Here is a 20,903-nt window from a genome sequence, read left to right on the forward strand (position 1 = left end):
GTGTAGGGTGTGGGGAGAATAAATAAAATAATCTCCTGAATCCTGACTCCTGAATCCTGACTCGGAGACTCCTAACCCAATGGTAGATGTTGGATTTTTGCAGAAGTTCTATTTTCCGACAAAGATAAGCAAAAATTATTTATTAACTGCAAAAACTTGAGAATATTTAAATTAACATTCCGCAATATTTATAAATTCTTAAGAATTAATTGAGAAAGATTTTTATTTAACAACGATGTTATCGTGGTTACAGCGATTTGATAGAATTTCATAGTGGGTTATTTTATGCTTTTTTGGGCAGCAATGGTTGAAACCCTTGCCATACCTAGAAGGTTATCCTAATTAAGACGGGTAAATCAGTCAATTTCACCCACAACGATGATCTTTTTTTTATGTAGTTTTATTGCAAAAAAAAAGTTTTTTTGACAAAAAGCACAAAGTATGATAATGGAGAGGGGAATTATGAATTATGAATTGGGGAGAGTGATTGCCTTTATTTAGAAAACGGGTTTCTTCGAGAAACCCGTTTTCTGGACTTCCAAGGGGTAAGATTGCTTTGGAGGGGTTTTAGCTGAAAGAGAAAGGTTAACGCGGAAATTATCTCCCTCGCCATCACCCGCTAAAATTTTCATGGTGAGGAAGTAATTCAGAGATAAGCTTCATTCTCAACAGAGAAAACGGGTTTCTTTGAGAAACTATTTAGGAAACCCGTTTTCTTTGAGAAACCCGTTTTCTTGTAATAAATATTAATTTTTGTGATAGCACCCTTGAAAAATTGGGGATTGTTGGGCTAAAACTGTTAGCAATAAATCTTTCCAGTCAATGTTATGACTTCTACCCTGTTGCCGAGCCTTCCTGCTGTTGACGATGTTTTGTTCGATTTTGCTCAATCTGATGGCTTTTGGGCGAATTTGACAATCGCTGTAGGTTAAGGGGGTGAGGTCATAACAATCCGTTGCCAAAACCGACTTTTCAGAATACAATAGATAAGAGTAGTCATTCATCGCTCAGATTAGTTAAGATGACATTACATGACTAATAATATTGACCATGATCGCTTATCTAAGGAGTTAATCTCCACCTTTTTTGTCGAATTTATTGAGTTATTTTTTCCTCAATTGATGGATTATTTAGATAGAAACTCGATTACTTTTTTAGACAAAGAAGTATTTACCGATGTCACGGAAGGAGAAAGACATGAAAGCGATTTAGTCGCACAGGTTAAGTTTCGAGGAAAAGAATCTTTTTTTCTGATTCATGTCGAGGCGCAGGAAAGTTCTCGAAAATGGTTTAATCGGCGAATGTTTACTTATTTTGCTCGCTTTCATGAGAAATTTGTCTTACCGATTTATCCGATTGTAATTTTTTCTTATTCAAAGCCAAAAAGAGAAGCAATTAGTCAATATGTAGTCGATTTTCCCGATTTTAAGGTCTTAGAATTTAACTATCAAGTAGTGCAGTTAAATCGATTAAATTGGCGAGATTTTCTTAATCAACCGAATCCGGTTGCTTCAGCTTTGATGGCTAGGATGAACATTGCCGAGAAAGAGCGAGCCAAGGTAAAAGCGGAATGTCTGCGCTTGTTAATTACTTTAAGGTTAGATTCAGCAAGAATGCAATTAATTTCCGGATTTATTGATACATATCTCAATCTTAATCCAGTGGAAGAGAGACAATTTCAAGAAGAGATTAGCACATTTAGTCAACCCGTACAGGAGGGAGTTATGCAAATTACCACCAGTTGGATGCGTCAAGGTATTGAACTAGGTATCGAACAAGGTATCGAACAAGGTATCGAACAAGGTATCGAACAAGGTATCGAACGCGGTATCGAACGGGAAAAGACATTGATTCTTCGTCAACTTAAACGCAAGTTAGGGGAGATTAATCCTTCATTGGAAACTAAAATTATGGAGTTAAGTATTGATGATGTCGAAGCATTAGGAGAAGCTTTATTCGATTTCTCTACAGTTGAAGATTTAATCAATTGGTTAAATACTTTAACTGCCTAGTTTTGACGTTAGCGATCGCATCTTCGCAACAAATGAGAAAATGGGTTTCTTTGAGAAACCCGTTTTCTTGTAATAAATGTTAATTTTTGTGATAGCACCCTTGAAAAATTGGCAATTGTTAGGCTAAAACTGTTAGCAATAAACCTTTGCAGTTAACGTCATGACTTCTACCCTGTTGCCGATTTTTCCTGCTATTGACGATGTTTTGTTCGATTTTGCCGGTGGTGATTCGGTAGTAGTGATGGCGGCTTAATTCTTTGCTTTGCTGTGCATTGTAGTCATGGATAAAATACCAAAGGGTTCCCCAACGTGATTCTCCATTTTTTTAGAGAAAGATAGACTCTCTCTCACCAACCGAGAAATCCTTTGTCGAAAGGTATTATTTAATCTTTCAATAGGATTAGTTTGACCAGTTTCTTTACCTACTGCCCGATGACGTTTACTAGGAATTACTGTCTTATAGGACTCCCAAAAGTCTGTGTAAGCAACCGCGCATTGTCGGTAAACACCGGGTAAACTGGCCCAAAGTTTTTTTGCTGATTGACGACTCCTATCTCCGCGCATAGCAGCCAATAATTTCCCTTGTATTTCTATCAATTAACCGCCAAATATAAACCTTTATCGTCTTAGAAAAAACAAAAGACCACATCTCATCACATTCTATAACCAATTTACCTTTTAGTTTGTCCGAAACCTTTATTTGACGGGGGACAGCCGCCAGTTTATTGTTGACATAATTTTGTAACAATGACCAACTTACCCCTGTTACTCTAGCAATTCCTCGCAAGGAAATTCGTTCGAGCAAGAGTTTATCAATTAATTGTTTGGTTTCGTCAGAGACGGTTTTATTAGTGGGATTGATCACAAACTGACGACCACACTCTTTACATTGACGTTTGGGTTTTCCATTATGAATAGAACCATTCTTAATCCTATGGTGAGAACCACAATTAGGACAGGGGAATAGAGGTGAAGGGGGGATTTTGTTCGGTGCTAGACTGATATTTGAGTAAGCCAGACAGAAGCCAGAAAAAGATATTTATCAGAAAAGTCATGATCAAGCTAGAGGTTTAAAGACTGATCGGGTTCCAATTATTTTTATTCATAAATATTTTACACAATTCATACCAGGTAAGCAAGAGAGCTACGCCACTACTACCGAATCATTACCGAAAACCTCACCCTAACTGGTACTACAAATATTAATGGAACTGGTAACACATTAAATAACATTATCACCGGTAATAGTGGTAATAACACCCTCAATGGTGCAACAGGAATTGATACCCTCATCGGTGGTTTAGGGAATGATACTTATCAAGTTGATACTACTACCGATACGATTACGGAAAATGCCAACCAAGGTACAGATACTGTTCAATCATCGGTTACTTATACCCTCGGTAATAACCTAGAAAACCTCACCCTCACTGGTACTACAAATATTAATGGAACTGGTAACGCCTTAAATAACCAGCAATTCTCATTTTAAGGTTTCATGACATTAAAACCCTTGCACCTAGAGGGGTTAATAATTCTTAACGAATCTCTAGATCGCTGAAACAACGCAAAATCGTTTCAAAATGAGAATTGCTGCTAAATAACATTATCACCGGTCATAGTGGTAAAAATACCCTTACAGGAAGTGCGGGAAATGATACCTTGATTGGTGGTACTGGTAACGATACCATAACAGGGGGTGCGGGTGACGATAAATTCACCTTCAACAACCGCAATGAAGGGATTGACACAATTACTGATTTTCTCTCCAGTCAGGGGGATAAAATTGCTGTCTCTGCTGCGGGTTTTGGCGGTGGTTTAGCCGCAGGAGTTGCGATTACAGCCGCTCAATTCGTGTTAGGAACAACTGCATTAAATGCCAGCAATCGCTTTATTTATAATACAATCACTGGAGGACTATTCTTTGATGGGGACGGGACAGGTACACTAGCAGCTATTCAAATTGCAACTCTTAGTTCTAAACCCACTCTTACCGCCTCTAATATACTTGTATTAGTTTAATCTTAATACAGCTTGTAGGGTGCGTGTTTGCGGTTAAAAAGGTCTGTAAGCGTTTTCAACACCCTAGGAGAGGGGAAAGGGGAATTATGAATTATGAATTATGAATTGGGGAGAAGGGAGCGGGAAGAAGGGAGAGAAAAAGCTAATAACTGATAACTGTTTACTGATAACTGATCACTGATAACTGCTATTCGTACAAAATCTCATCAAAACAAGCTTCTCCCACACTGGATAAAGTTCTAGCGGCAGCCTTATCGGTTTTCGACTTCTGCACGAGGGCGCGGAATTGCTGTAGATTGTAACGAGCCTGGAATTTTTTAATCGTGCAGTCGCATAGATCTTTTGCCACATCAGCAGCTAATCCCTCCCCACGCGCTCTTTGTAAACATTCTTGACGATAACTGTCGAAAGTAGCGGCAGTATTAGAACTTTGGCTAAGGTAAACGGCATTATTAGCCTTTACTGGCAAGGATAAAGCCAATAAACCGATAAAAGTTAGTAAATATCCTGGATTTCTCATCATAATCGCTTTTTAAAGCCTAAAATACCCCACTAGATTTAGAGAACCGCTCCATAAATTATAGATCGATCGCTTGACCCTTGTATTCCACTCTTGGCAAACTGTCATCTGTTATGCTACGATAAATACTGCTTGATCGGCGCCATCGCCAAGTGGTAAGGCAGAGGTCTGCAAAACCTTTACCCCCAGTTCGAATCTGGGTGGCGCCTTGGCAAATATCGGCAGTCTTTCTTTTATTACCTTGTCTAAATGAAGGTTTACCAAGGTTTTACTTGATAGGCTGCCACTAAATAGCGAAAAATATACTCGACTATCTCTAAATAATTCTCAGTAGTTTCTAGAGACTCACCCCAAACTGTCACGCCATGGTAAGAAATCAGTAAAGCGGGAATTTCTGGGGGGAAAGTTGAGAATCTACTCTTTATTTCTGCGGCAATTTTCGGCACATCGAGATAGTTAGCAAAAACCGGCATAAATACTTGAGGATTTTCTACCCAAATACCCAAACCTTTCAACATTTCTAAGGGAGGTAACGATAACTTATCCTCGCGAGCAAAACGGGAAACTAAATTCGCTTCCACCGAGTGAACATGATAACAAGCTTGTGCTTGGGGAAAGAGACAATAAATCACCTGATGAATGCTAGTTTCTGCCGAAGGACGATTATCCGGATGAGCTAATTCCCTGACTTTTCCCGTCAGATCCACGCGCACAAAATCCTCTTCTGTGAGTTTACCTTTACTTTTACCACTGGCAGTAATCCAAAAACTATGATCATCAACTTTAGCGGATAAATTACCCGCCGTGCCAAGCATCCAACCCAGTTGATAAAATCTTCGGGCAGCTGCCACTAGAGATAGACGAGGATCACTCATGATTTTTAGAGATATGGTGGATAGGCAGTAACTATTATAACAAGTTGAAGCCCGCAGACGACCCACTCCTGAGCATAGCGGGTTGAGGTAGTTTATTCCGGATAATCTCGCTCAAAACTAAAGCCAAGGCAGAATAGAGTGAGGAACCGGTGAGTCAAAAAGAAAATTTAACCGTGGTAATGTGTTGGGAGTGTGTTAGGTTAAAGATAATTGCAGCTTTGATGAATCGAGGGTTGAGCAGTGAATAACAACTTTTTCCGCAGCTATTCTGTCAATGATTCTGGTTTGGGTTGTTTCTTATCTTTGATTTTAGTCGGATTGTTGTTAGGCTCGATCGGACTAGGTTGGTTAGTCAATAGTTTTTTAATTCTCGTGGCATTCCTAATAATTTCCCCCGTCATTGCTTGGGGGATTTTTCGCTGGTGGTTACGACGCAATTTAGTTGAAGATAGCTGTCCTGTCTGTAGCTACGAATTTACGGGTTTTAATCGCACGGAATGCCAATGTCCTAACTGTGGTGAACCATTAAAAGTGGAAGGGGGTAAGTTTATTATTCTCACCCCTCCCGGTACGATCGATGTACAGGCGATCGAAGTACCTAGCCAACAGTTAGAAGATTAGGGTCAAACCATCACCATCTAGGTACGCGCACCAAACTGAAAGCGGGGGTTCTGAATTTTAACAATAACAGCAGTCCCAGCAGGTGAATTGACCAATGAACGAGAACTAAGCCCCAAATAATTGCAAAAATCAAACTACTAACGGCAAGAGCTTTAAAAATATCATTATCGGTCTTTTGATACCAGAGAAGACTAAGGAAGGAAAGCAGTAGGAGTAGAAGCGGAAAAAGTGGGGAGAACATGGGGATCACCATTGGGTGAGGGGACTGTTTTCACATCCATAGCCTATCATTTTCCCTTGACGGCTACGGGTAGCAGCGGTTACATTCTTCCCTATTTGTCATAAATCTTTAGAATCAAATTAAAAAGTTTACAAGCCAGTCTTTTAGCCTAAAGGTGGCGCGACAATCATCCTCATTGTAACGTAAAATAGCCGCCAATAAAGTCCGATCTCCTGTTTTTAACCACTGGTCATACCACCAAACGCATTGATCCCCGCTTACTCCTCGATCGCGCCATTGAAAGCCAATCCAGTTAGCCAGGGATTTTAAAGAATAACTTTCCACGGGAAAAGTTACCGAGTTAACTACATGATAGTGCAGATCAAAACAGCGAGAAACTAACTGATTAATCAAAGAAGAAGGGGTTTTATAAAGATAACCTAATCGTTTAATTGTTTCCACTTCGTACTCAGAAAAGTGAAAAATTGGTGCTTGATAATCCTGCATGACTAAGGTTAAGAATTCCTGCCAAATCCTGCCTTCATCTTCTGGCTTTTCTGCCAAAAAGGGATAAAATTGCTGGGTATTAACTCGATGGTCAACCCGTAAAACCCCCAAAAGATAATCTAAATTCTGTTCTGGTTCCGCTTCGATGTCAAAATAAAATTCAATCTCGGCCCTCGGTAGGGGGGACAAATAAGCAGTTTTGCCGTTGCTTTTGCGAAAGGCCCGATTTTCAATAATTGCTTGGGCCTGTAATTGTAACTGATTAGCCACCTCTACCCCCATCCCCTCCCCCATACGGGTAGGACAGGTAAGAGCCAGGGATTCCATGGTGGAAACCCCCAAAGATTGTAAAAATTGGTAACGACTGGGAGTCACCCCCGGGACTAAAGAAAGATGTTGACTCGCTTGGGCGATACCATAACAGTGACTATACCAATGACATAAACTGCAACGCTGACGCGAGATAAAAACTTCTGGTTCTTGGCGATTAATCACCATTTCGCCGAACTTTTTGATTATTTCCTCTAGTTTAGTTAACCAGAGATTCAATTCCACCCGATAGCGATTATGACGACGTAGGACAATTTCGGCGTAATTGGGAAAAACTCCCTGCATACTGGCTAATAAATAGGCGTAAAAAGTAGCCAGCATTTTATATTCAGGCTTAGGACGGCGACCGAGTTGAATATTGAGGGGATAATAAATCCAATCGCCAAATTTCGACTCTCCTGTCTGTTTAATTAATAAATGGGGGGAACCGGTTAAAGAGACGGGATAGCCGGATTGTAACAGGACTCCGTGATAAATACAGGGTACCCCCTGACCCATCAAAGCTTCCGTTTCCCTAGCGGCGGCTAAAATATCGCCGGTGGGGGTAGTCAGGGAATAATAATCGGGATAGGAGTCTTGTAGGACTTTTTTAACGTGACTTTGACTCTCCTGACGCAATTTAAGCAAAAAATCTCGCTCAGGGTCTTTTTCTTGGCTATTGCCGTAGATATTTAAAAACCCACGGCGTTGACAACGTTGGTAATCTAGAAGTAGATCATCGGTCAGTAGCATTATATACAAGGAGAAAAGTTGAGCTTTCCTGGACCAGTGAGTTGACACTCCCATCGCAATCATGCGAGGGATTCTTGGTTGATTGACTTAAGCTGTCTTGGTAGGAGTTCGGTGAGGCTCACTCGAGCCGTATTACTACCAACCAAGATAGAGCTTAAATCTCCCCAAACCGAGCGCAAGTCGAGGTGCCAGTTTCCAATATGCCCTATCGTAGCTTTTTTGAGTATATTTAATGCCGCCATCTTGTCCCTATCTTCCATATACCCACACAAACAAACATGAGTTCTGACTGATAGAGACTTTTTGACTAACCGACCACAGTTAAGGCATTCTTGACTTGTATAGGCTAGATTAACTGCAATAGTTAATCGGCGATATTTAATACCAAAATACTCAAGCCATTTTCTTAATGGCGACCAACCTGCGTCATTAATACTCTTGGCTAGTTTTTGATTACGCACAAGGTTTTTGACTTTTAAATCGACCTGAGCTATCAAGTTGTTTGACTGAATTAAACGGAGTGCCAATTTTTTAGCAAACTCTTCTCGCTGCCTACTTACTTTTAAATGTTCCTTGACGTACTTTTGTCTAGCTTTTTTGTAGTTATTGACTGCTTTTGTCTTCTGTTAAACTTTTTCGACTTTCTTCTATTCAGTTTATTAAGGCGTTTTTCTGATTTTCGATAATACTTAGGAGGCTCTACTGTATTCCCGTTGCTGTCAGAATTAAGATCTTTTAGTCCCACGTCTAAACCTAGACATTTTTTAGTAGGCTCTAATTGTGGGGTTATATCTCTAATATCGAGTTTTAGCATTAGCTGGCAGTCGAAATGTGTCGAAGTGCTGTTCTATACTGGTTGGCCTTTCATCCCTCGGTAAAACCCTGTCCATTAGTCACATCTTTCTTAACATTTCAACCCTTTGTACCACAGCGCTTTCAAGACTCGGTTAACAATCTGTAATATTCCTTGTTGACACCCTTACAAAACAAAGAAAAAACTGAAATCAAGTCAGGATAAGGGTTGGAGTGCTTACTGACAAAATTGTTAAGAAAGTTATCCATAAGGGATAGGGTAAAACCGAGGGTTCCTTCAAGCCGACATTTTAGGTAAATATTTAGTAAGCAGAAATTAATCATCCCTCTTCGGTCTTAATCTTAAGTAACAGTGAAAAGTTCTAGCGGATTGGGTTAAGATCGAGACGTAACCCGAAAAAAATTGCAACAGGAATCGGTGGAAACCCCTCCGGTGGGTTATTAACGGAAATTTTTTTACTGGCAATCCCTATGAACTATCATCCGCCCTCACAGCCCCTGCCCGCCCCCTGTATTATTGATTCTGGCGTGGTCATCGCTAAAGAAGATATGCGTCGTCTCCTCGATGATATCGGACGAGTTCGCTACATCCATAGTCTCGAAGGGGTGATTCAGAGTGAAGGGGAGGGATGGATAGTGGAAGTTTTCGCCGATTATCAGCAAAGCACCCTAGTGGCTAACTACAGTCTTTATCTCAATACCTATAGCTTCGATTATCTGCGTCTAACCCGCTCTCCCGACGGTGAAACCTATTTTGATCTGGTTCAAGACAATCGGCAATTACGGCTGATTCCCCTGAGTAATCCACTGCAAGACCCCGATATGAAAGCCCGTCTCAATGCCGATACCCTCGAAGCCATGGTCACTCAGGTACTTTCTGCTAAGTGGGATGTGCAGTTTGAAGACGAAGACGACAACGATTGCCCCTTTTAGGCAGCAAGCAAAAATACTGATAACTGATAACTGATAACTGAAACAGTGGGATTTTCCTTTGAATTAATCGCCCAGTGTCCCCAAACTGGTGCGCGGGTTGGGGTTTGGCATACTCCCCACGGACCGGTAGAAACACCCCGTTTTATGCCCGTGGGAACCTTGGCCACGGTGAAAGGTTTGACCCCCGCTCAAATCGCCAGCACGGGGGCGCAAATGATTCTCGCTAATACCTATCACCTGCATCTGCAGCCCGGAGAAAGTATTATCGAGAAAGCGGGAGGTTTACACGATTTTATGGCATGGAATCAGCCAATATTAACAGATTCGGGTGGATTTCAGGTATTTAGTCTTAGTCAACTGCGGCAAATTAAAGAGTCGGGAGTCACCTTTCGATCGCCTCGGGACGGTAGAATAATCGAAATCACGCCGGAAAAATCGATTCAGATTCAAAATGCCCTCGGTGCTGATGTGATTATGGCCTTCGATGAATGTCCCCCCACGGGAGTCAGTCATGAGACCATGAAAGCATCCATAGAACGCACCTATCGCTGGTTAGAGCGCTGTCTGACGGCCCATCAACGACCTCAAGAACAGGCTTTATTCGCCATAGTGCAGGGGGGAATTTATGAGGATTTACGGGCAGCAGCGGCGGAATCTTTAGTAAAACTCGATTTACCCGGTTATGCTATCGGTGGCGTGAGTGTGGGGGAAGAAACGAGCCTAATTCATCGCATTGTCCAGATAACTGCCCCTTTACTCCCCGAAAATAAACCCCGTTATCTGATGGGAGTGGGAACCTATCGAGAAATGGCCAAGGCGATCGCTAGTGGCATAGATCTGTTTGATTGCGTCATTCCCACCCGTTTTGGTCGCCATGGCACGGCTTTGGTGCGGGGAGAGCGTTGGAACCTCAAAAATGCCCGTTTTAAGGAGGATTTCGCCCCTTTAGACGAGACCTGTCCCTGTTACACCTGTCAACACTTTAGCCGTGCCTATCTGAATCATTTAATTAAATCGGGGGAGATGTTGGGTTATATTCTCTTATCTCTGCACAATATCGCCGAATTAATCAGATTTACCCGTGAAATTCGTCAATCTATCCTAGGGGGGACTTTTGCCCAAGATTTTGCTCCTTGGCTTGAGGATGCCGTAGATGTTACCCCAACGTGATAAAATTTCAGGAAACGTTTAAAAATTTTCTTGTCAAGGTAGATAGAGAGATGGAAACTGCACTTTTGTTCGCCAAATTGCCAGAAGCATACCAAATTTTCGACCCCTTAGTCGATGTCTTGCCCCTGATTCCCCTATTTTTCCTCTTGCTGGCTTTTGTTTGGCAAGCATCCGTCGGTTTTAAATAAATCGACCCTCAATTATCAGTTATCAGTGAGCAGTTATCAGTGAGCAGATTTGAGTTTTAAGTAAAATGACATCTTTTCACTGTTTACTGTTTACTGACCACTGAAAAAGCTTCCCAGATTAAAACAAAGTCCCGGTTAAATCAGCGCCGGTTAAGTCCACATCTTCTAAAATTGCCCCGCGCAAATCAGCATAACTGAGATCCGCACCCCGGAAACTGGCCCCGGTGAGATCGGTGATAAATCCGTCTCTTTCGGGACTAGCGCGAAAATTAACCCGGCAAAGTCGGCAATTAGCCAAATTAGCTCGATATAACAGGGAACCGCTCAGATTAGCATAGTTGAGATCGGCTCCGCAAAAGTTAGTTTTGCCTAAGTCCGTGCGTTGGTCGGAAGTGGAGCGAAAATCCGCATCGATTAATAGGGCCTGCTGGAGATTAGCACTGTTGAGATTAACACCGTTTAAGACGGCTTTGGTTAAATAAGCGGCTTCTAAATTGGCTTCGATCAGATTAGCTCCGCTTAAGTCCGCATCGCGTAAACAAGCTCGATAAAAGTCCACTTGACTTAAATCTGCTCCCCAGAGAATCGCCTCACTTAAATCCGCTTCCCTCAGCAGCGATCGCGCAAGGCGTATTTTTCCTAACCGGGCCTGTCGCAAATCTGCACGGCAAAAATCGACTTCTGGGAGGTAAATATTAGTTAAGTCGCCTTCCCGCAAATTAATCCCCCGAAAATCTCTTTCTCCCTCCCGATAGCGTTGACAAAGTTTTTCTACGAGCATGGAAACTTTTCCTTATCATAATTGAGGTAAAATGTCAAGGGTTTGGTGATTTTTATTTAGGGAGATGGAAAGCCGGCAGACTCTCGAATTCCAGGACTCGTTGACGCATTTGCTGACTAATGCGATCGCAAACCACCTGACAGAGATCATAGATCACGGGGTCGGTAATTTGATAGTAAACGCTGACTCCTTGGGGTTGCCGCGAGATAATTCCCGCTTGGGTTAAAGCTTTCAGGTGTTTGGAGAGATTGGCCTGACCTAGTCCGGTAGCTTCAGCGATTTCTTTACCATTCATCGCGCCTAATTGCAAGCAACTGAGAATCTGTAGGCGACTGACTTCCGACAGGACTTTGAAATAGTCCGCCACCGAAGCGAGGACGAGGCTAGAGGTTTGGGGGGAGAAACTGTCTAACATAGGTGGGTAATAAAGTGACCAGTTAAAAAGGCTGACAATAGGTTATCGTTTAAAACTTTATAACTATTGACTACTATAGTTTAACTGGAAGGGTAACTAGAGTCTAGTCGGCAAACTCGATCGAGATTGGGTTATTCAGGAATCTACTGCTGCAAGAGTGCCGTCTAACTCCACCAACAGACTTTTTATCGCAAACCCTAACTATCACCGAGCATGGTAGTGATTAAGTTCCGGACAGTAGTGCTAGGATGGTTCTCTAAATTGCTTGGTAAAGCCCATTCTGAGTCAAGATAGGACATCTTCAGTAAATCTCTCACTTGTTTTGATTTAGCTTGTCCTGTACTTTGGGCAACCCCAAAAGCCTGATAAAGTTCTGTGGCCGAAATGTGGGGATTTTGAGTAGGATCGAAGAGAAAATTGACCATTCCTAGGGCGTGAGTAATGCCGGCAGCCCAGGAATTGGCTTTACCTTTTTCTAGGGGAGAGGGACGCTTACGAGCTAAAGTTGCGGTTAATTGGCGAATAAGTTGGGCGTATTCTTCATTAAGATATTTAGCGGCAAATTTATCGGTAATAGCGGTAATTTCTTGATATTTGGCCTGCATTGCCTTGGGAACATTTTCCGATTTAGGAACAGCTGGGGGCGTTTTTTTCAATGTTGCTGCCGCTTGCTGTTTAGCACTTTGTTCAGCATTATATTTTTCTTGAAAAGCTGTTAAACCCTCCTGACTGGTGATATCAAAACCCTGCTGATGCGCTTGTAACAAGAGATTTTTCATAAAACCGGCACTGTTGGGATCGTTCATCAGTTGACCAAAGCGATCGCCTAATTGCTCTAAATATTTAATAATAGCCCTAGCCTGAGTTAATTTATATTCTCGTCCCAAAAATTGCCAAAAACTAATTAATTCAGGGATAGCGTCCTCGGTTTCCGTCGGATCGAGGATAGTAATTTTACGCGGTAAAATCTTCTCCATTAAGATCTGCACATCAGCCTTAGTCATGGTAGCAAGGGTATAACCTTCATAGAGATAGCCCAACTCAATCAAGGTAGCAATCCAACCACCACCTTCTTCTTTTTCTTGATAATAGGCCTGTCCTTCTGGCGAATTGATATATTCTTTGATCGCTCCAGTAATATAATCTTCTAGTAGGGGTTCGGCTTCATCGTAGTCTAAATTATCTAATTGTCGGATATTAAAAGTCATAACTCTAGTTTTCCTGCGAGGCTTTCCTTTAATTTTAGGGGATTAGCTGACCGACGACCAAACTGACGCTAAAATAGTCTTTGCTGTCCGGGGTTGTTGCTTGCTCCTGACGGTGGTTGTAACCGGTAACTGAACATGACTTCGATTCGTCAACTGCATCAACAACTCGTTAATAAAGAAAAAACAGCCGTCGAAATCGCCACAGAATTTATCGCCCGTATTCAAGCGATCGAACCACAAGTAAAAAGCTTTCTCCATTTAACCCCGGATTTAGCCCTCGCACAAGCCCAAAAAGTGGACGAGAAAATCGCCAGAGGTGAATCTCTGCATCCCTTGGCAGGTATTCCCATCGCATTAAAAGATAATCTCTGCACCAAGGGTATCCCCACCACCTGCGCTTCTCGGATTTTAGAGAATTTTGTCCCCCCCTACGAGTCCACCGTTACCCAAAAATTACGGGATTTAGGGGCAGTTATCGTCGGTAAAACTAATTTAGACGAGTTTGCCATGGGTAGTTCCACGGAAAACTCTGGTTATCACGTTACCGCTAATCCTTGGGACTTATCCCGGGTGCCGGGGGGATCTTCGGGGGGTTCGGCTGCGGCTGTGGCCGCTCAAGAATGCGTGGTGGCCCTAGGATCGGATACCGGTGGCTCAATTCGTCAACCGGCTTCGTTTTGTGGCGTTGTTGGGCTAAAACCGACCTATGGCTTAGTTTCTCGCTTTGGTTTGGTGGCTTACGCTTCTTCTCTTGATCAGATTGGTCCTTTTGGTCGTACCGTGGAAGATGCGGCGATTTTATTACAAGCGATCGCAGGTTACGATCCCCAAGATTCTACCAGTCTCAATCTGCCGATTCCCGACTATAGCCAATTCCTGAAAACCAGTTTAAAAGGGTTAAAAATTGGCGTAATTAAGGAAACTTTCGGGGAAGGGTTGGATCAGGTGGTTGCCGAGGCAGTTAATCAAGCTTTAGCGCAGTTAAAGGCCCTCGGTGCCACAATTAAAGAGATTTCTTGTCCCCGTTTCCGTTACGGATTGCCCACCTACTACATTATCGCCCCCTCGGAAGCATCGGCGAATTTAGCCCGTTACGATGGGGTTAAATACGGTATTCGGGAAGATGCCGATAGTTTAATTGATATGTACACCAAGACTCGCGCTCAGGGTTTTGGTGCGGAAGTTAAGCGCCGGATTATGTTGGGAACCTATACCCTCTCGGCGGGTTATTATGATGCTTATTACCTGAAAGCACAAAAGGTGAGGACTTTGATCAAAGAGGATTTCGATCGAGCTTTTCAATCGGTAGATGTGTTAGTTTCTCCCACTTCACCCACCACAGCCTTTAAAGCCGGGGAAAAAACGGCGGATCCTCTGAGTATGTATTTATCGGATTTAATGACTATTCCCGTCAATTTAGCCGGTTTACCTGGGTTAAGTCTTCCCTGTGGTTTTGATGGGCAAGGTTTGCCGATCGGTTTACAATTAGTCGGTAATGTGCTGCGCGAAGATCAATTATTTCATGTCGCCCACGCCTACGAACAGGCCACCGATTGGCACAAACGTCAACCATCTTTTACAAATTGATACAATTGCCGATGGCTATCTTTTGCCGGTAGCCATCAAGTAAATCGAAGAATAAAGTAGTTGGGTTGAACGATAGTGAAACCCAACACTTAAGTAATTGGGTTGGGTTTCGTCAAATCAATTCCTGTAAAATAGCTTCGATTTGTCCTTTTAGAGGAGGAATATCATTGTCAACAATATCCCAAATAATCTCTAGATTAATACGAAAATATTCATGAATAGTTAAGTTTCTTAGATCGCCGGCATCTCGCCAAGGAACTGCGGGATATCTTGCTTTAAATTCTTGAGAAGTTGCTCTAGCTGCTTCACCAATAATTTGTAAATGATAGACAATCCAAGTTTGAATTAATTCTTGTTGTTCAAACACGGTTTTTCCCTAGCGAGCATACTTTTCTACACGCTCAATTGCTTCTAAAATATCCCGCAAGCGTTCGGTATCATCCCTCATAGTGGTATTGCTTCTTTAAGTACCCGCTCTCTGATTCTATCTTTAAGTCCCTGTTCGGTAACAATATCAACTTTGCAGCCTAACAAGTCTTCCAGTTCTCGAATTAACGGCAAAGGAAACCAGGGACTCCGACGTTCGCTACAATAATCAATTAATAAATCAATATCGCTTTTTTCGTCAGCTTCTCCCCGTGCAACAGAACCAAAGATTCGCACGTTATTTGCGCCGTGTTTAGCAGCAATAGCAAGGATTTTTTCTCGTTTGTTCTTGAGTAATTCGTCAATTTTCATGATCTACTTAGTTGGCGGTAAATTTTGTCGAAAAAAGCTTCCTTTTATCGATTCTTGGGGTAGGGATTTAGTTTGTTTCTCACTCTTTATTTAGGGCTTGCTGAATATTGGTAAAAGCTTTACTAGAAAAGGGTTATATGCTTTTTTTTCAAAAAAAGTGCAAGAAACAAAGGTTGAGGAATCGATCTGAGGGACTTAAAACCCTTGCACTTTCATTAAACCCTTCTATCCAACGTCCATCATACCCTATTTAATCTTGCTTCCGATAGTGTTGGGTTTCTTGCCTTTAACCAAACCGACAAGAGGGCGATCAAACTATACAATAAAAAAAGAAGACCATACCCTAAAACAGACATTCGTATTCTTCAAGATACCAGTCTCTCCATGCTAATCGTGGCAAATGCCCACGAGGAGCATTTAAACTAAATGTTAATACTGCTCGTTATGGGGAGTTAATCAACTTCAGCAGGATTTTACGTTTTCATCTCGAGAAATTAAGGGAAGGGGAATCCCTCCACCCTACCCCCACGAAAAACTTTTTGCCGCAAACCCTAATTAACCCTGAATTGCTTTAGCTAGTTGAACGTGAAGTTTATGACTGGCTTTAAAAGCCATGTAATGAGCAGTGGGAATGGTTCCCAGTAAACTCAAATCACCAATTAAGTCCAATAATTTATGTCTTGCTGGCTCATTATCAAAGCGTAAAGGAGGATTTAACCATTGATTTTGATCGCAGATCAAAGCATTTTCTAAACTGCCTCCTTTAATTAAACCAGCCTTTTGCAGATATTCAATTTGATCGGCAAAACCGAAAGTCCGAGCATCTGCGATCGCATTTTGAAAACTTTCTTGATTAGGACTCCAACTATACCATTGATTACCGATCGGTTTATAAGTAAAATCGATGCCGTAGGTAAAACGTAATTCAGGGGAAGGAATCGCCGCCACAAAAGCATCCCCTTCGTACAACCAAATCGGTTGAGAAATGGTTAAATCTGATGGAGAAAAAGAGTTATTTAAACCAGCATTTTTGATCGCTTCCACCCAGATTTTAGCCGAACCATCGAGGAGGGGAATTTCCGCACCATCCACCTCAATGCGAGCATCCTCTACCCCCAAAGCGGTTAAGGCCGCTAATAAATGCTCAACAGTTCTAACCTTTGCTTCTCCTCGTCCCAATTCTGTTGATAAAGTCGTTTGGTAAACCGAAGAAACTAGAGCGGGAATAATCGGTTGATTGGCTAGATCTCTGCGGACAAAATAACGTCCTTCTCCTGGATTTGCCCCACAGACGCGCACCCGTGTTATCTCCCCCGAATGCAGTCCAATTCCCGATAATTCAAATTGTTTAGAGATAGTAGAAACCATAATTATCAAGTAATAAAGCTTTTATCAGTGAACAGCAAAAATAACTAAATTCATCGATAACTGGTAACTGATAACTGATAACTGATTAGAATCGTTCCCCGATACCGAAATGGATACGAGAACTACCATCGACATTAAAACCGTAGTCAACCCGAATTTGGCCGACAGGAGATTGTACCCGAACACCTAAACCGTAACCGAGACCAGTACCGGGTAAATCCCGGACAATACCGGGTTGACCGGGGACATCACCTTGGGAACCAATAGTAGTGCCGAAATCGACAAATAATGCCCCTCCGATAATTGCCACAATGGGAAAACGATATTCGGCCGTCGCTTGGAAATAACTGCGACCGCTACCCACTTCTCCCTCGGCGTAACCCCGTACAGAGTTACTACCCCCAACAATAAAAGCATCGTAGGGGGGTAAGTCGCCTAATACTGTCCCTGCTTGCACATTAAAAGCTAGGGATTGCTGACCTTTAAAAATATCGGTTTCAAAGAGATTAAAGGGATTAATAAACCGAACGGGGATAAAGTAACTGTAACTACCCCGAACACGAGTTCCGAAAATACTGCCAGAACCAACCGGGACAGTTTGTTCTAAACCTAGACGCAGGAAAGAACCACTGGTGGGTTGCAGGGGATTGTCGCGAAAATCTTGAATAGCGCCAATATTGAGGGAAAATAGATCATCGGTCCCAGAGGAACTAAACGCCAGTTTTTGACTGCCAAAACCATTGAGAGGTGCAGACAGGGGGGAGATGTCACCATTGGCATTTTGCACCTGTACCTGTTGATAGTTAAAACCTAGGGAAACCACCCATTTTGGTTTTGTAAAAACATCAGGGGCCAAAGGACGGACAAAAGTAATACCGCCACCCGTGCGGACGATACGGGGACTATCATTATCGTTAAGGGTCCGAATTGAGGAATCTTCCCCATCATAAACTAGAGAAATCGACTGTCGCCGGAAAACGTTGACCGTGTAGGAAGTGCGGAAATTATCCGTGGCAATCCAAGGATCGGAAAAACTCAGATCGAATAAAAATTCCCGTTCCCCTAACTGAACTTCTGCCCCTAAAGTTTGGTTATTACCGCCAAAATTGCGCTGCTGATAGCTGACAGTGCCGAATAAGCCTGCATTCGAGCTAATACCACCCCCAGCGGCCACGGAACCGGTATTACCTTCCACCACATCGACGTTAACAATCACCTCCCTTGGGTCGCTGCCGGGGGAAAAAGACAGACGCACATCCTCGAATAAACCGAGACCGAAAACACGCTGTAAATCCTGTTGGGCCGTATTGCGGTTGAAAATATCCCCCGCTTTTAGGCGCATTTCCCTAGTAATGATAAATTCTCTGGTTTTAGCCTTGACTGGTTCCTGTTCGACGTTAAAATAACGTACTTGAATTTTTTCGATTAAACCTTCGGAAATGACCAGAATAACCCGACCATCGGGATTGACTTGCGGCGCACCGATCACCTGGGCTAGATCATAGCCGTTTTTGCTGTACCAGTCATTGATTTTTTTTACCCCCGCCTGTAGTTCCCGTAAATTCAGGGTTTTGCCGTATTGACTAGCGAAAATTTCCTCGACCACCCCGGCAGGTAAAATCGATTTGTCCACGGTTTCTGGGGCAATTTGAATCTGTACACCCTGAAAAACGGGGTTAGGTTGCACCTCAAAGGTAACTCGCACTCCTAGGGGCGTATCTTGGGGAACTGCCCGCACATCGGCAAAAAAGCCCGTGGCAAAAACGGCGTTAATATCTTCTTGTAATTGCGATCGAGTCGCGCTTCGTCCAGGTCGGGTGCGAATGGTATTATAAACTAGATTTTCTAATTCTCGATTAGCCCCTTGTACTACCACTTCAGCCACCAAAACCCGCGACTCCTCCGCCGGTGCTGGTGGAGCTGCGGTGGGAGTTTCTGTAGGGATTGGGTTTTCCGTCGGAGTTTCCGTCGGTGGTGCCACGGGTGGAGTAGTTTCTCCCGTCGCAGGAGGAGACTGTACTAGCTGCTCGACGCGGGGAAAAACCGTCTCTGGGGGTTCTTCTTGGGCAATTGCCGTCCCGTGAAATAATCCGAAAATAGCCAGCAGCAGGGCCAGCGAGGAGTATCGCCTCGAAAAATTGAGATTTTTAAGCACTTCCACACACCCAGTAACACCATTATGGTTTTGTTTGTTTTCTCTGCCCGAGAAATTTAACGAACGTTAAAACTCTAGCAGATCGCTTACTCTCAGTAAATCCCAGCTTGACCGGTGACTCAAGAGATGCTGCCTCGGGTCTGATATTTGTCAGCCGTCAGCATTAAGTTTTTATCTTGCCATATCTTAGCTTTTTCTGGTTTGGCTCTATCCCAATTCACCATCGAGAATTATTGCCACCTCGGTTGGCGCACAATTAATTACGCCAGGGCAGCTGTTAACGTCTTTTTTGTAATAACTGTACCAGTTGCGAGACCTGTTGGCGATTGAACATTTGCCGCAGGGTACTAGCTGCTAATTCGGGTTCTAGGGTAATCAGGATTTGTGGTAATTTGGCGGTAGCTAATAATTGCAATTCTTGACTGACGGTGATTTCTTCCCCGCGACCCCATGCTAATAAATCACTGGCTTGTTTTAATTCTTTAATGATAACTGGGGCGAGAGTACGGTAGGAATGTTTGGGGTTAGCCAGAGCCGATTGAGCATTTTTAACTAAATATTGCCATTGTTGCTGTTCTGAAGCCAATTGAGACAGAGATGAAATTAATTTTTGTAATTGCTGACGGGAAGCGCTGGTTTCTTGCTGTTTAAACAGTTGTAACATCTGTTTGAGGATATCTCTGACGCTAATGGAGATAGAAGGGGCTGCCGCAATAGCAGAGGTAGATTTTCCCTGGCCGAGAAGATAGTTAAGATGGGCCTGTAATTCGGCAAAAGTCGCTTCACCGTTTTTAACGATGGCGTTAGCTTCCTCGCTTTGCAAACCTAAGGGCTCCTGCAGCTTATCGATTAATACCTGAAGCAGATCATAACCCTTGAGGAACAAAGACTCTAATTTTTGATCGACTTCTAGAGGATTTTCTTTCAGTATTTTAAGAGCATCCTCAAGACGGTGAGCAGTTTTTTGGATACTACTATAACCTAACATGGCCGCCCCCCCCTTGACGGAATGGACGGCACGAAACATCTCGTTCATCTGTTCATTGTTGTTGACGAGATTGCCTAAGTCTAAAATCCCCTGTTCCAAAGTTTCCAGGTGTTCTTTTGCTTCTTCGATGAAATAGCCGAGAATTTTCTGAGCGTTAGCGAAGTCCAAAGTCTTATCCCCCTTATCACGATGCTGTTTAGTTCTAGATTGCCCAGTTTTTCAGTAAATATATCACTTATCAGGCAATGGCTAGGAAAACTAGACCCGACGGGGACAAGTTAATACCATTTTTCTGAAGTCCTGACAGACCTAAAGCTTCTAAAATCCAAGACCATCCCGTCAAATAGCCAACCGTGTCATTGGATAGAGAATTGAAAAGATGGTAAAGTTTACTTCTTAAGTTATCAGGGGAGTTAAAATTACCCCATGCCAATAAGTTTTCAAATATCTGAACTTCCCCATACATATATACTACAATAGCCCAAAACCCTTATCCATCAATGGATACGCCCCTTAACTTTTCTTAATGTACCCATGTAATTTGTAACATTTCTTAATGGATAAGAATTCTCTCCATTTGCTAGAATGATAGCCATGTATATAGAAAAAGTTCCTAACCGTAATTCCCCCCCCGCCGTTCTTCTTCGGGAGTCCTACCGAGAAGGAGATCAAGTCAAAAAAAGAACCCTGGCCAATCTCTCAAAATTACCCGATGATATT

At 42.7% G+C, this 20,903-nt stretch carries 21 protein-coding genes, 1 tRNA gene and 4 pseudogenes; 9 read left to right on the forward strand and 17 right to left on the reverse strand.

Annotation, left to right across the window (positions count from 1 at the left end; all coding sequences use genetic code 11):
- Positions 1-497: 497 nt before the first annotated feature.
- Positions 498-632, reverse strand: coding sequence for a hypothetical protein (locus tag IQ224_RS24590; protein WP_255527424.1), 135 nt, complete (start codon positions 630-632; stop codon positions 498-500).
- Between the two features lie 114 nt (positions 633-746).
- Positions 747-1,004: a hypothetical protein gene (locus IQ224_RS11845; protein WP_036399236.1), complete on the reverse strand. Its 258-nt coding sequence runs from the start codon at positions 1,002-1,004 to the stop codon at positions 747-749.
- 27 nt (positions 1,005-1,031) lie between these two features.
- Here IQ224_RS11845 and IQ224_RS11850 point away from each other — a divergent pair, with 27 nt between their 5' ends.
- The gene (locus IQ224_RS11850; protein WP_084990102.1) at positions 1,032-2,012 is read left to right on the forward strand and encodes a DUF4351 domain-containing protein; all 981 of its coding nucleotides are present in this window, start codon (positions 1,032-1,034) and stop codon (positions 2,010-2,012) included.
- A 268-nt stretch (positions 2,013-2,280) separates the two neighbouring features.
- On the opposite strand, the pseudogene IQ224_RS11855 reads toward IQ224_RS11850, so the two are convergent.
- Positions 2,281-2,994, reverse strand: a pseudogene (locus tag IQ224_RS11855) (IS1 family transposase); the annotation flags it as partial.
- Between the two features lie 252 nt (positions 2,995-3,246).
- On the opposite strand from IQ224_RS11855, the gene IQ224_RS24745 reads away from it, so the two are divergent.
- Positions 3,247-3,504 carry a hypothetical protein gene (locus IQ224_RS24745; protein ID WP_370583145.1) on the forward strand — a complete coding sequence of 86 codons (258 nt, stop codon included), beginning with the start codon at positions 3,247-3,249 and terminating at the stop codon, positions 3,502-3,504.
- 98 nt (positions 3,505-3,602) lie between these two features.
- Positions 3,603-4,034 (forward strand): calcium-binding protein, encoded by a 432-nt coding sequence (locus IQ224_RS11865; RefSeq protein WP_305070307.1) that lies wholly within the window; start codon positions 3,603-3,605, stop codon positions 4,032-4,034.
- Between the two features lie 187 nt (positions 4,035-4,221).
- On the opposite strand, the gene IQ224_RS11870 is transcribed toward IQ224_RS11865, so the two are convergent.
- Positions 4,222-4,557, reverse strand: a complete 336-nt coding sequence (locus tag IQ224_RS11870) for a hypothetical protein (RefSeq protein ID WP_036402579.1) — start codon at positions 4,555-4,557, stop codon at positions 4,222-4,224.
- A gap of 135 nt (positions 4,558-4,692) precedes the next feature.
- On the opposite strand from IQ224_RS11870, the gene IQ224_RS11875 reads away from it, so the two are divergent.
- Positions 4,693-4,763: transfer RNA gene (locus IQ224_RS11875), tRNA-Cys, on the forward strand.
- A 48-nt stretch (positions 4,764-4,811) separates the two neighbouring features.
- Here IQ224_RS11875 and mtnB read toward each other — a convergent pair.
- Complete coding sequence (gene mtnB, locus IQ224_RS11880) at positions 4,812-5,429, reverse strand: methylthioribulose 1-phosphate dehydratase (protein WP_194032978.1); 618 nt, start codon at positions 5,427-5,429, stop codon at positions 4,812-4,814.
- Positions 5,430-5,669: 240 nt separating this feature from the next.
- Between mtnB and IQ224_RS11885 the strand changes: the two genes are divergently transcribed.
- Positions 5,670-6,050, forward strand: coding sequence for a hypothetical protein (locus IQ224_RS11885; protein WP_002747727.1), 381 nt, complete (start codon positions 5,670-5,672; stop codon positions 6,048-6,050).
- Between the two features lie 10 nt (positions 6,051-6,060).
- On the opposite strand, the gene IQ224_RS24115 is transcribed toward IQ224_RS11885, so the two are convergent.
- From IQ224_RS24115 to IQ224_RS24120, 3 genes and pseudogenes are all read right to left on the reverse strand, one after another.
- Positions 6,061-6,303, reverse strand: coding sequence for a hypothetical protein (locus tag IQ224_RS24115; protein WP_002738501.1), 243 nt, complete (start codon positions 6,301-6,303; stop codon positions 6,061-6,063).
- A 102-nt stretch (positions 6,304-6,405) separates the two neighbouring features.
- Positions 6,406-7,839, reverse strand: coding sequence for a TM0106 family RecB-like putative nuclease (locus IQ224_RS11890; protein WP_194032979.1), 1,434 nt, complete (start codon positions 7,837-7,839; stop codon positions 6,406-6,408).
- Positions 7,840-7,898: 59 nt separating this feature from the next.
- A pseudogene (locus IQ224_RS24120) lies at positions 7,899-8,659 on the reverse strand (RNA-guided endonuclease InsQ/TnpB family protein); the annotation flags it as partial.
- 464 nt (positions 8,660-9,123) lie between these two features.
- On the opposite strand from IQ224_RS24120, the gene IQ224_RS11905 reads away from it, so the two are divergent.
- From IQ224_RS11905 to IQ224_RS11915, 3 genes are read left to right on the forward strand one after another with little or no spacing between them, the layout of a single operon-like run.
- Positions 9,124-9,585 (forward strand): hypothetical protein, encoded by a 462-nt coding sequence (locus IQ224_RS11905; RefSeq protein ID WP_002738355.1) that lies wholly within the window; start codon positions 9,124-9,126, stop codon positions 9,583-9,585.
- A 45-nt stretch (positions 9,586-9,630) separates the two neighbouring features.
- Positions 9,631-10,755 (forward strand): tRNA guanosine(34) transglycosylase Tgt, encoded by a 1,125-nt coding sequence (tgt, locus tag IQ224_RS11910; protein ID WP_002747714.1) that lies wholly within the window; start codon positions 9,631-9,633, stop codon positions 10,753-10,755.
- Between the two features lie 50 nt (positions 10,756-10,805).
- Positions 10,806-10,943 carry a photosystem II reaction center protein K gene (locus IQ224_RS11915; RefSeq protein WP_002739211.1) on the forward strand — a complete coding sequence of 46 codons (138 nt, stop codon included), beginning with the start codon at positions 10,806-10,808 and terminating at the stop codon, positions 10,941-10,943.
- Positions 10,944-11,061: 118 nt separating this feature from the next.
- Here IQ224_RS11915 and hetL read toward each other — a convergent pair whose 3' ends face one another.
- The 3 genes from hetL to IQ224_RS11930 form a co-directional block, all read right to left on the reverse strand.
- Positions 11,062-11,724: a heterocyst differentiation pentapeptide repeat protein HetL gene (hetL, locus tag IQ224_RS11920; RefSeq protein ID WP_194032980.1), complete on the reverse strand. Its 663-nt coding sequence runs from the start codon at positions 11,722-11,724 to the stop codon at positions 11,062-11,064.
- A gap of 52 nt (positions 11,725-11,776) precedes the next feature.
- Entirely contained in the window at positions 11,777-12,139 is a 363-nt protein-coding gene (locus IQ224_RS11925; RefSeq protein ID WP_194032981.1) for a helix-turn-helix transcriptional regulator, read from the reverse strand.
- A gap of 197 nt (positions 12,140-12,336) precedes the next feature.
- Complete coding sequence (locus tag IQ224_RS11930; RefSeq protein ID WP_194032982.1) at positions 12,337-13,347, reverse strand: DUF6398 domain-containing protein; 1,011 nt, start codon at positions 13,345-13,347, stop codon at positions 12,337-12,339.
- Positions 13,348-13,482: 135 nt separating this feature from the next.
- On the opposite strand from IQ224_RS11930, the gene gatA reads away from it, so the two are divergent.
- Complete coding sequence (gene gatA / locus IQ224_RS11935; protein ID WP_194032983.1) at positions 13,483-14,934, forward strand: Asp-tRNA(Asn)/Glu-tRNA(Gln) amidotransferase subunit GatA; 1,452 nt, start codon at positions 13,483-13,485, stop codon at positions 14,932-14,934.
- Positions 14,935-15,046: 112 nt separating this feature from the next.
- Here gatA and IQ224_RS11940 read toward each other — a convergent pair.
- From IQ224_RS11940 to IQ224_RS11965, 6 genes and pseudogenes are all read right to left on the reverse strand, one after another.
- Positions 15,047-15,382 (reverse strand): annotated as a pseudogene (locus IQ224_RS11940) (DUF86 domain-containing protein).
- Positions 15,379-15,672: a nucleotidyltransferase family protein gene (locus tag IQ224_RS11945; RefSeq protein WP_002738918.1), complete on the reverse strand. Its 294-nt coding sequence runs from the start codon at positions 15,670-15,672 to the stop codon at positions 15,379-15,381. The pseudogene IQ224_RS11940 and the gene IQ224_RS11945 overlap by 4 nt, the downstream one beginning before the upstream one ends.
- 555 nt (positions 15,673-16,227) lie before the next feature.
- Positions 16,228-17,040, reverse strand: a complete 813-nt coding sequence (gene lpxC / locus IQ224_RS11950; protein ID WP_002738636.1) for a UDP-3-O-acyl-N-acetylglucosamine deacetylase — start codon at positions 17,038-17,040, stop codon at positions 16,228-16,230.
- Positions 17,041-17,125: 85 nt separating this feature from the next.
- Positions 17,126-19,201 carry a BamA/TamA family outer membrane protein gene (locus tag IQ224_RS11955; protein ID WP_002747703.1) on the reverse strand — a complete coding sequence of 692 codons (2,076 nt, stop codon included), beginning with the start codon at positions 19,199-19,201 and terminating at the stop codon, positions 17,126-17,128.
- A 271-nt stretch (positions 19,202-19,472) separates the two neighbouring features.
- Positions 19,473-20,351, reverse strand: coding sequence for an Hpt domain-containing protein (locus tag IQ224_RS11960; RefSeq protein ID WP_002747701.1), 879 nt, complete (start codon positions 20,349-20,351; stop codon positions 19,473-19,475).
- 70 nt (positions 20,352-20,421) lie between these two features.
- Positions 20,422-20,625: pseudogene (locus tag IQ224_RS11965) on the reverse strand (hypothetical protein); the annotation flags it as partial.
- Positions 20,626-20,903: the final 278 nt, after the last annotated feature.

Source organism: Microcystis sp. LEGE 00066, assembly GCF_015207925.1.
Lineage (GTDB): Bacteria > Cyanobacteriota > Cyanobacteriia > Cyanobacteriales > Microcystaceae > Microcystis > Microcystis ichthyoblabe_A.

What these genes read in the sequence shown, in the direction of transcription:
- IQ224_RS11925 (WP_194032981.1), bottom strand. Translation starts at nt 12,139, where the DNA reads ATGTTAGACAGTTTCTCCCCCCAAACCTCTAGCCTCGTCCTCGCTTCG.
- IQ224_RS11945 (WP_002738918.1), bottom strand. Translation starts at nt 15,672, where the DNA reads ATGAAAATTGACGAATTACTCAAGAACAAACGAGAAAAAATCCTTGCT.
- mtnB (WP_194032978.1), bottom strand. Translation starts at nt 5,429, where the DNA reads ATGAGTGATCCTCGTCTATCTCTAGTGGCAGCTGCCCGAAGATTTTAT.
- gatA (WP_194032983.1), top strand. Translation starts at nt 13,483, where the DNA reads ATGACTTCGATTCGTCAACTGCATCAACAACTCGTTAATAAAGAAAAA.
- IQ224_RS11845 (WP_036399236.1), bottom strand. Translation starts at nt 1,004, where the DNA reads ATGAATGACTACTCTTATCTATTGTATTCTGAAAAGTCGGTTTTGGCA.
- IQ224_RS11890 (WP_194032979.1), bottom strand. Translation starts at nt 7,839, where the DNA reads ATGCTACTGACCGATGATCTACTTCTAGATTACCAACGTTGTCAACGC.
- IQ224_RS24590 (WP_255527424.1), bottom strand. Translation starts at nt 632, where the DNA reads ATGAAAATTTTAGCGGGTGATGGCGAGGGAGATAATTTCCGCGTTAAC.
- IQ224_RS11930 (WP_194032982.1), bottom strand. Translation starts at nt 13,347, where the DNA reads ATGACTTTTAATATCCGACAATTAGATAATTTAGACTACGATGAAGCC.
- IQ224_RS24115 (WP_002738501.1), bottom strand. Translation starts at nt 6,303, where the DNA reads ATGGTGATCCCCATGTTCTCCCCACTTTTTCCGCTTCTACTCCTACTG.
- lpxC (WP_002738636.1), bottom strand. Translation starts at nt 17,040, where the DNA reads ATGGTTTCTACTATCTCTAAACAATTTGAATTATCGGGAATTGGACTG.
- IQ224_RS11850 (WP_084990102.1), top strand. Translation starts at nt 1,032, where the DNA reads ATGACTAATAATATTGACCATGATCGCTTATCTAAGGAGTTAATCTCC.
- hetL (WP_194032980.1), bottom strand. Translation starts at nt 11,724, where the DNA reads ATGCTCGTAGAAAAACTTTGTCAACGCTATCGGGAGGGAGAAAGAGAT.
- IQ224_RS11905 (WP_002738355.1), top strand. Translation starts at nt 9,124, where the DNA reads ATGAACTATCATCCGCCCTCACAGCCCCTGCCCGCCCCCTGTATTATT.
- IQ224_RS11870 (WP_036402579.1), bottom strand. Translation starts at nt 4,557, where the DNA reads ATGATGAGAAATCCAGGATATTTACTAACTTTTATCGGTTTATTGGCT.
- IQ224_RS11915 (WP_002739211.1), top strand. Translation starts at nt 10,806, where the DNA reads ATGGAAACTGCACTTTTGTTCGCCAAATTGCCAGAAGCATACCAAATT.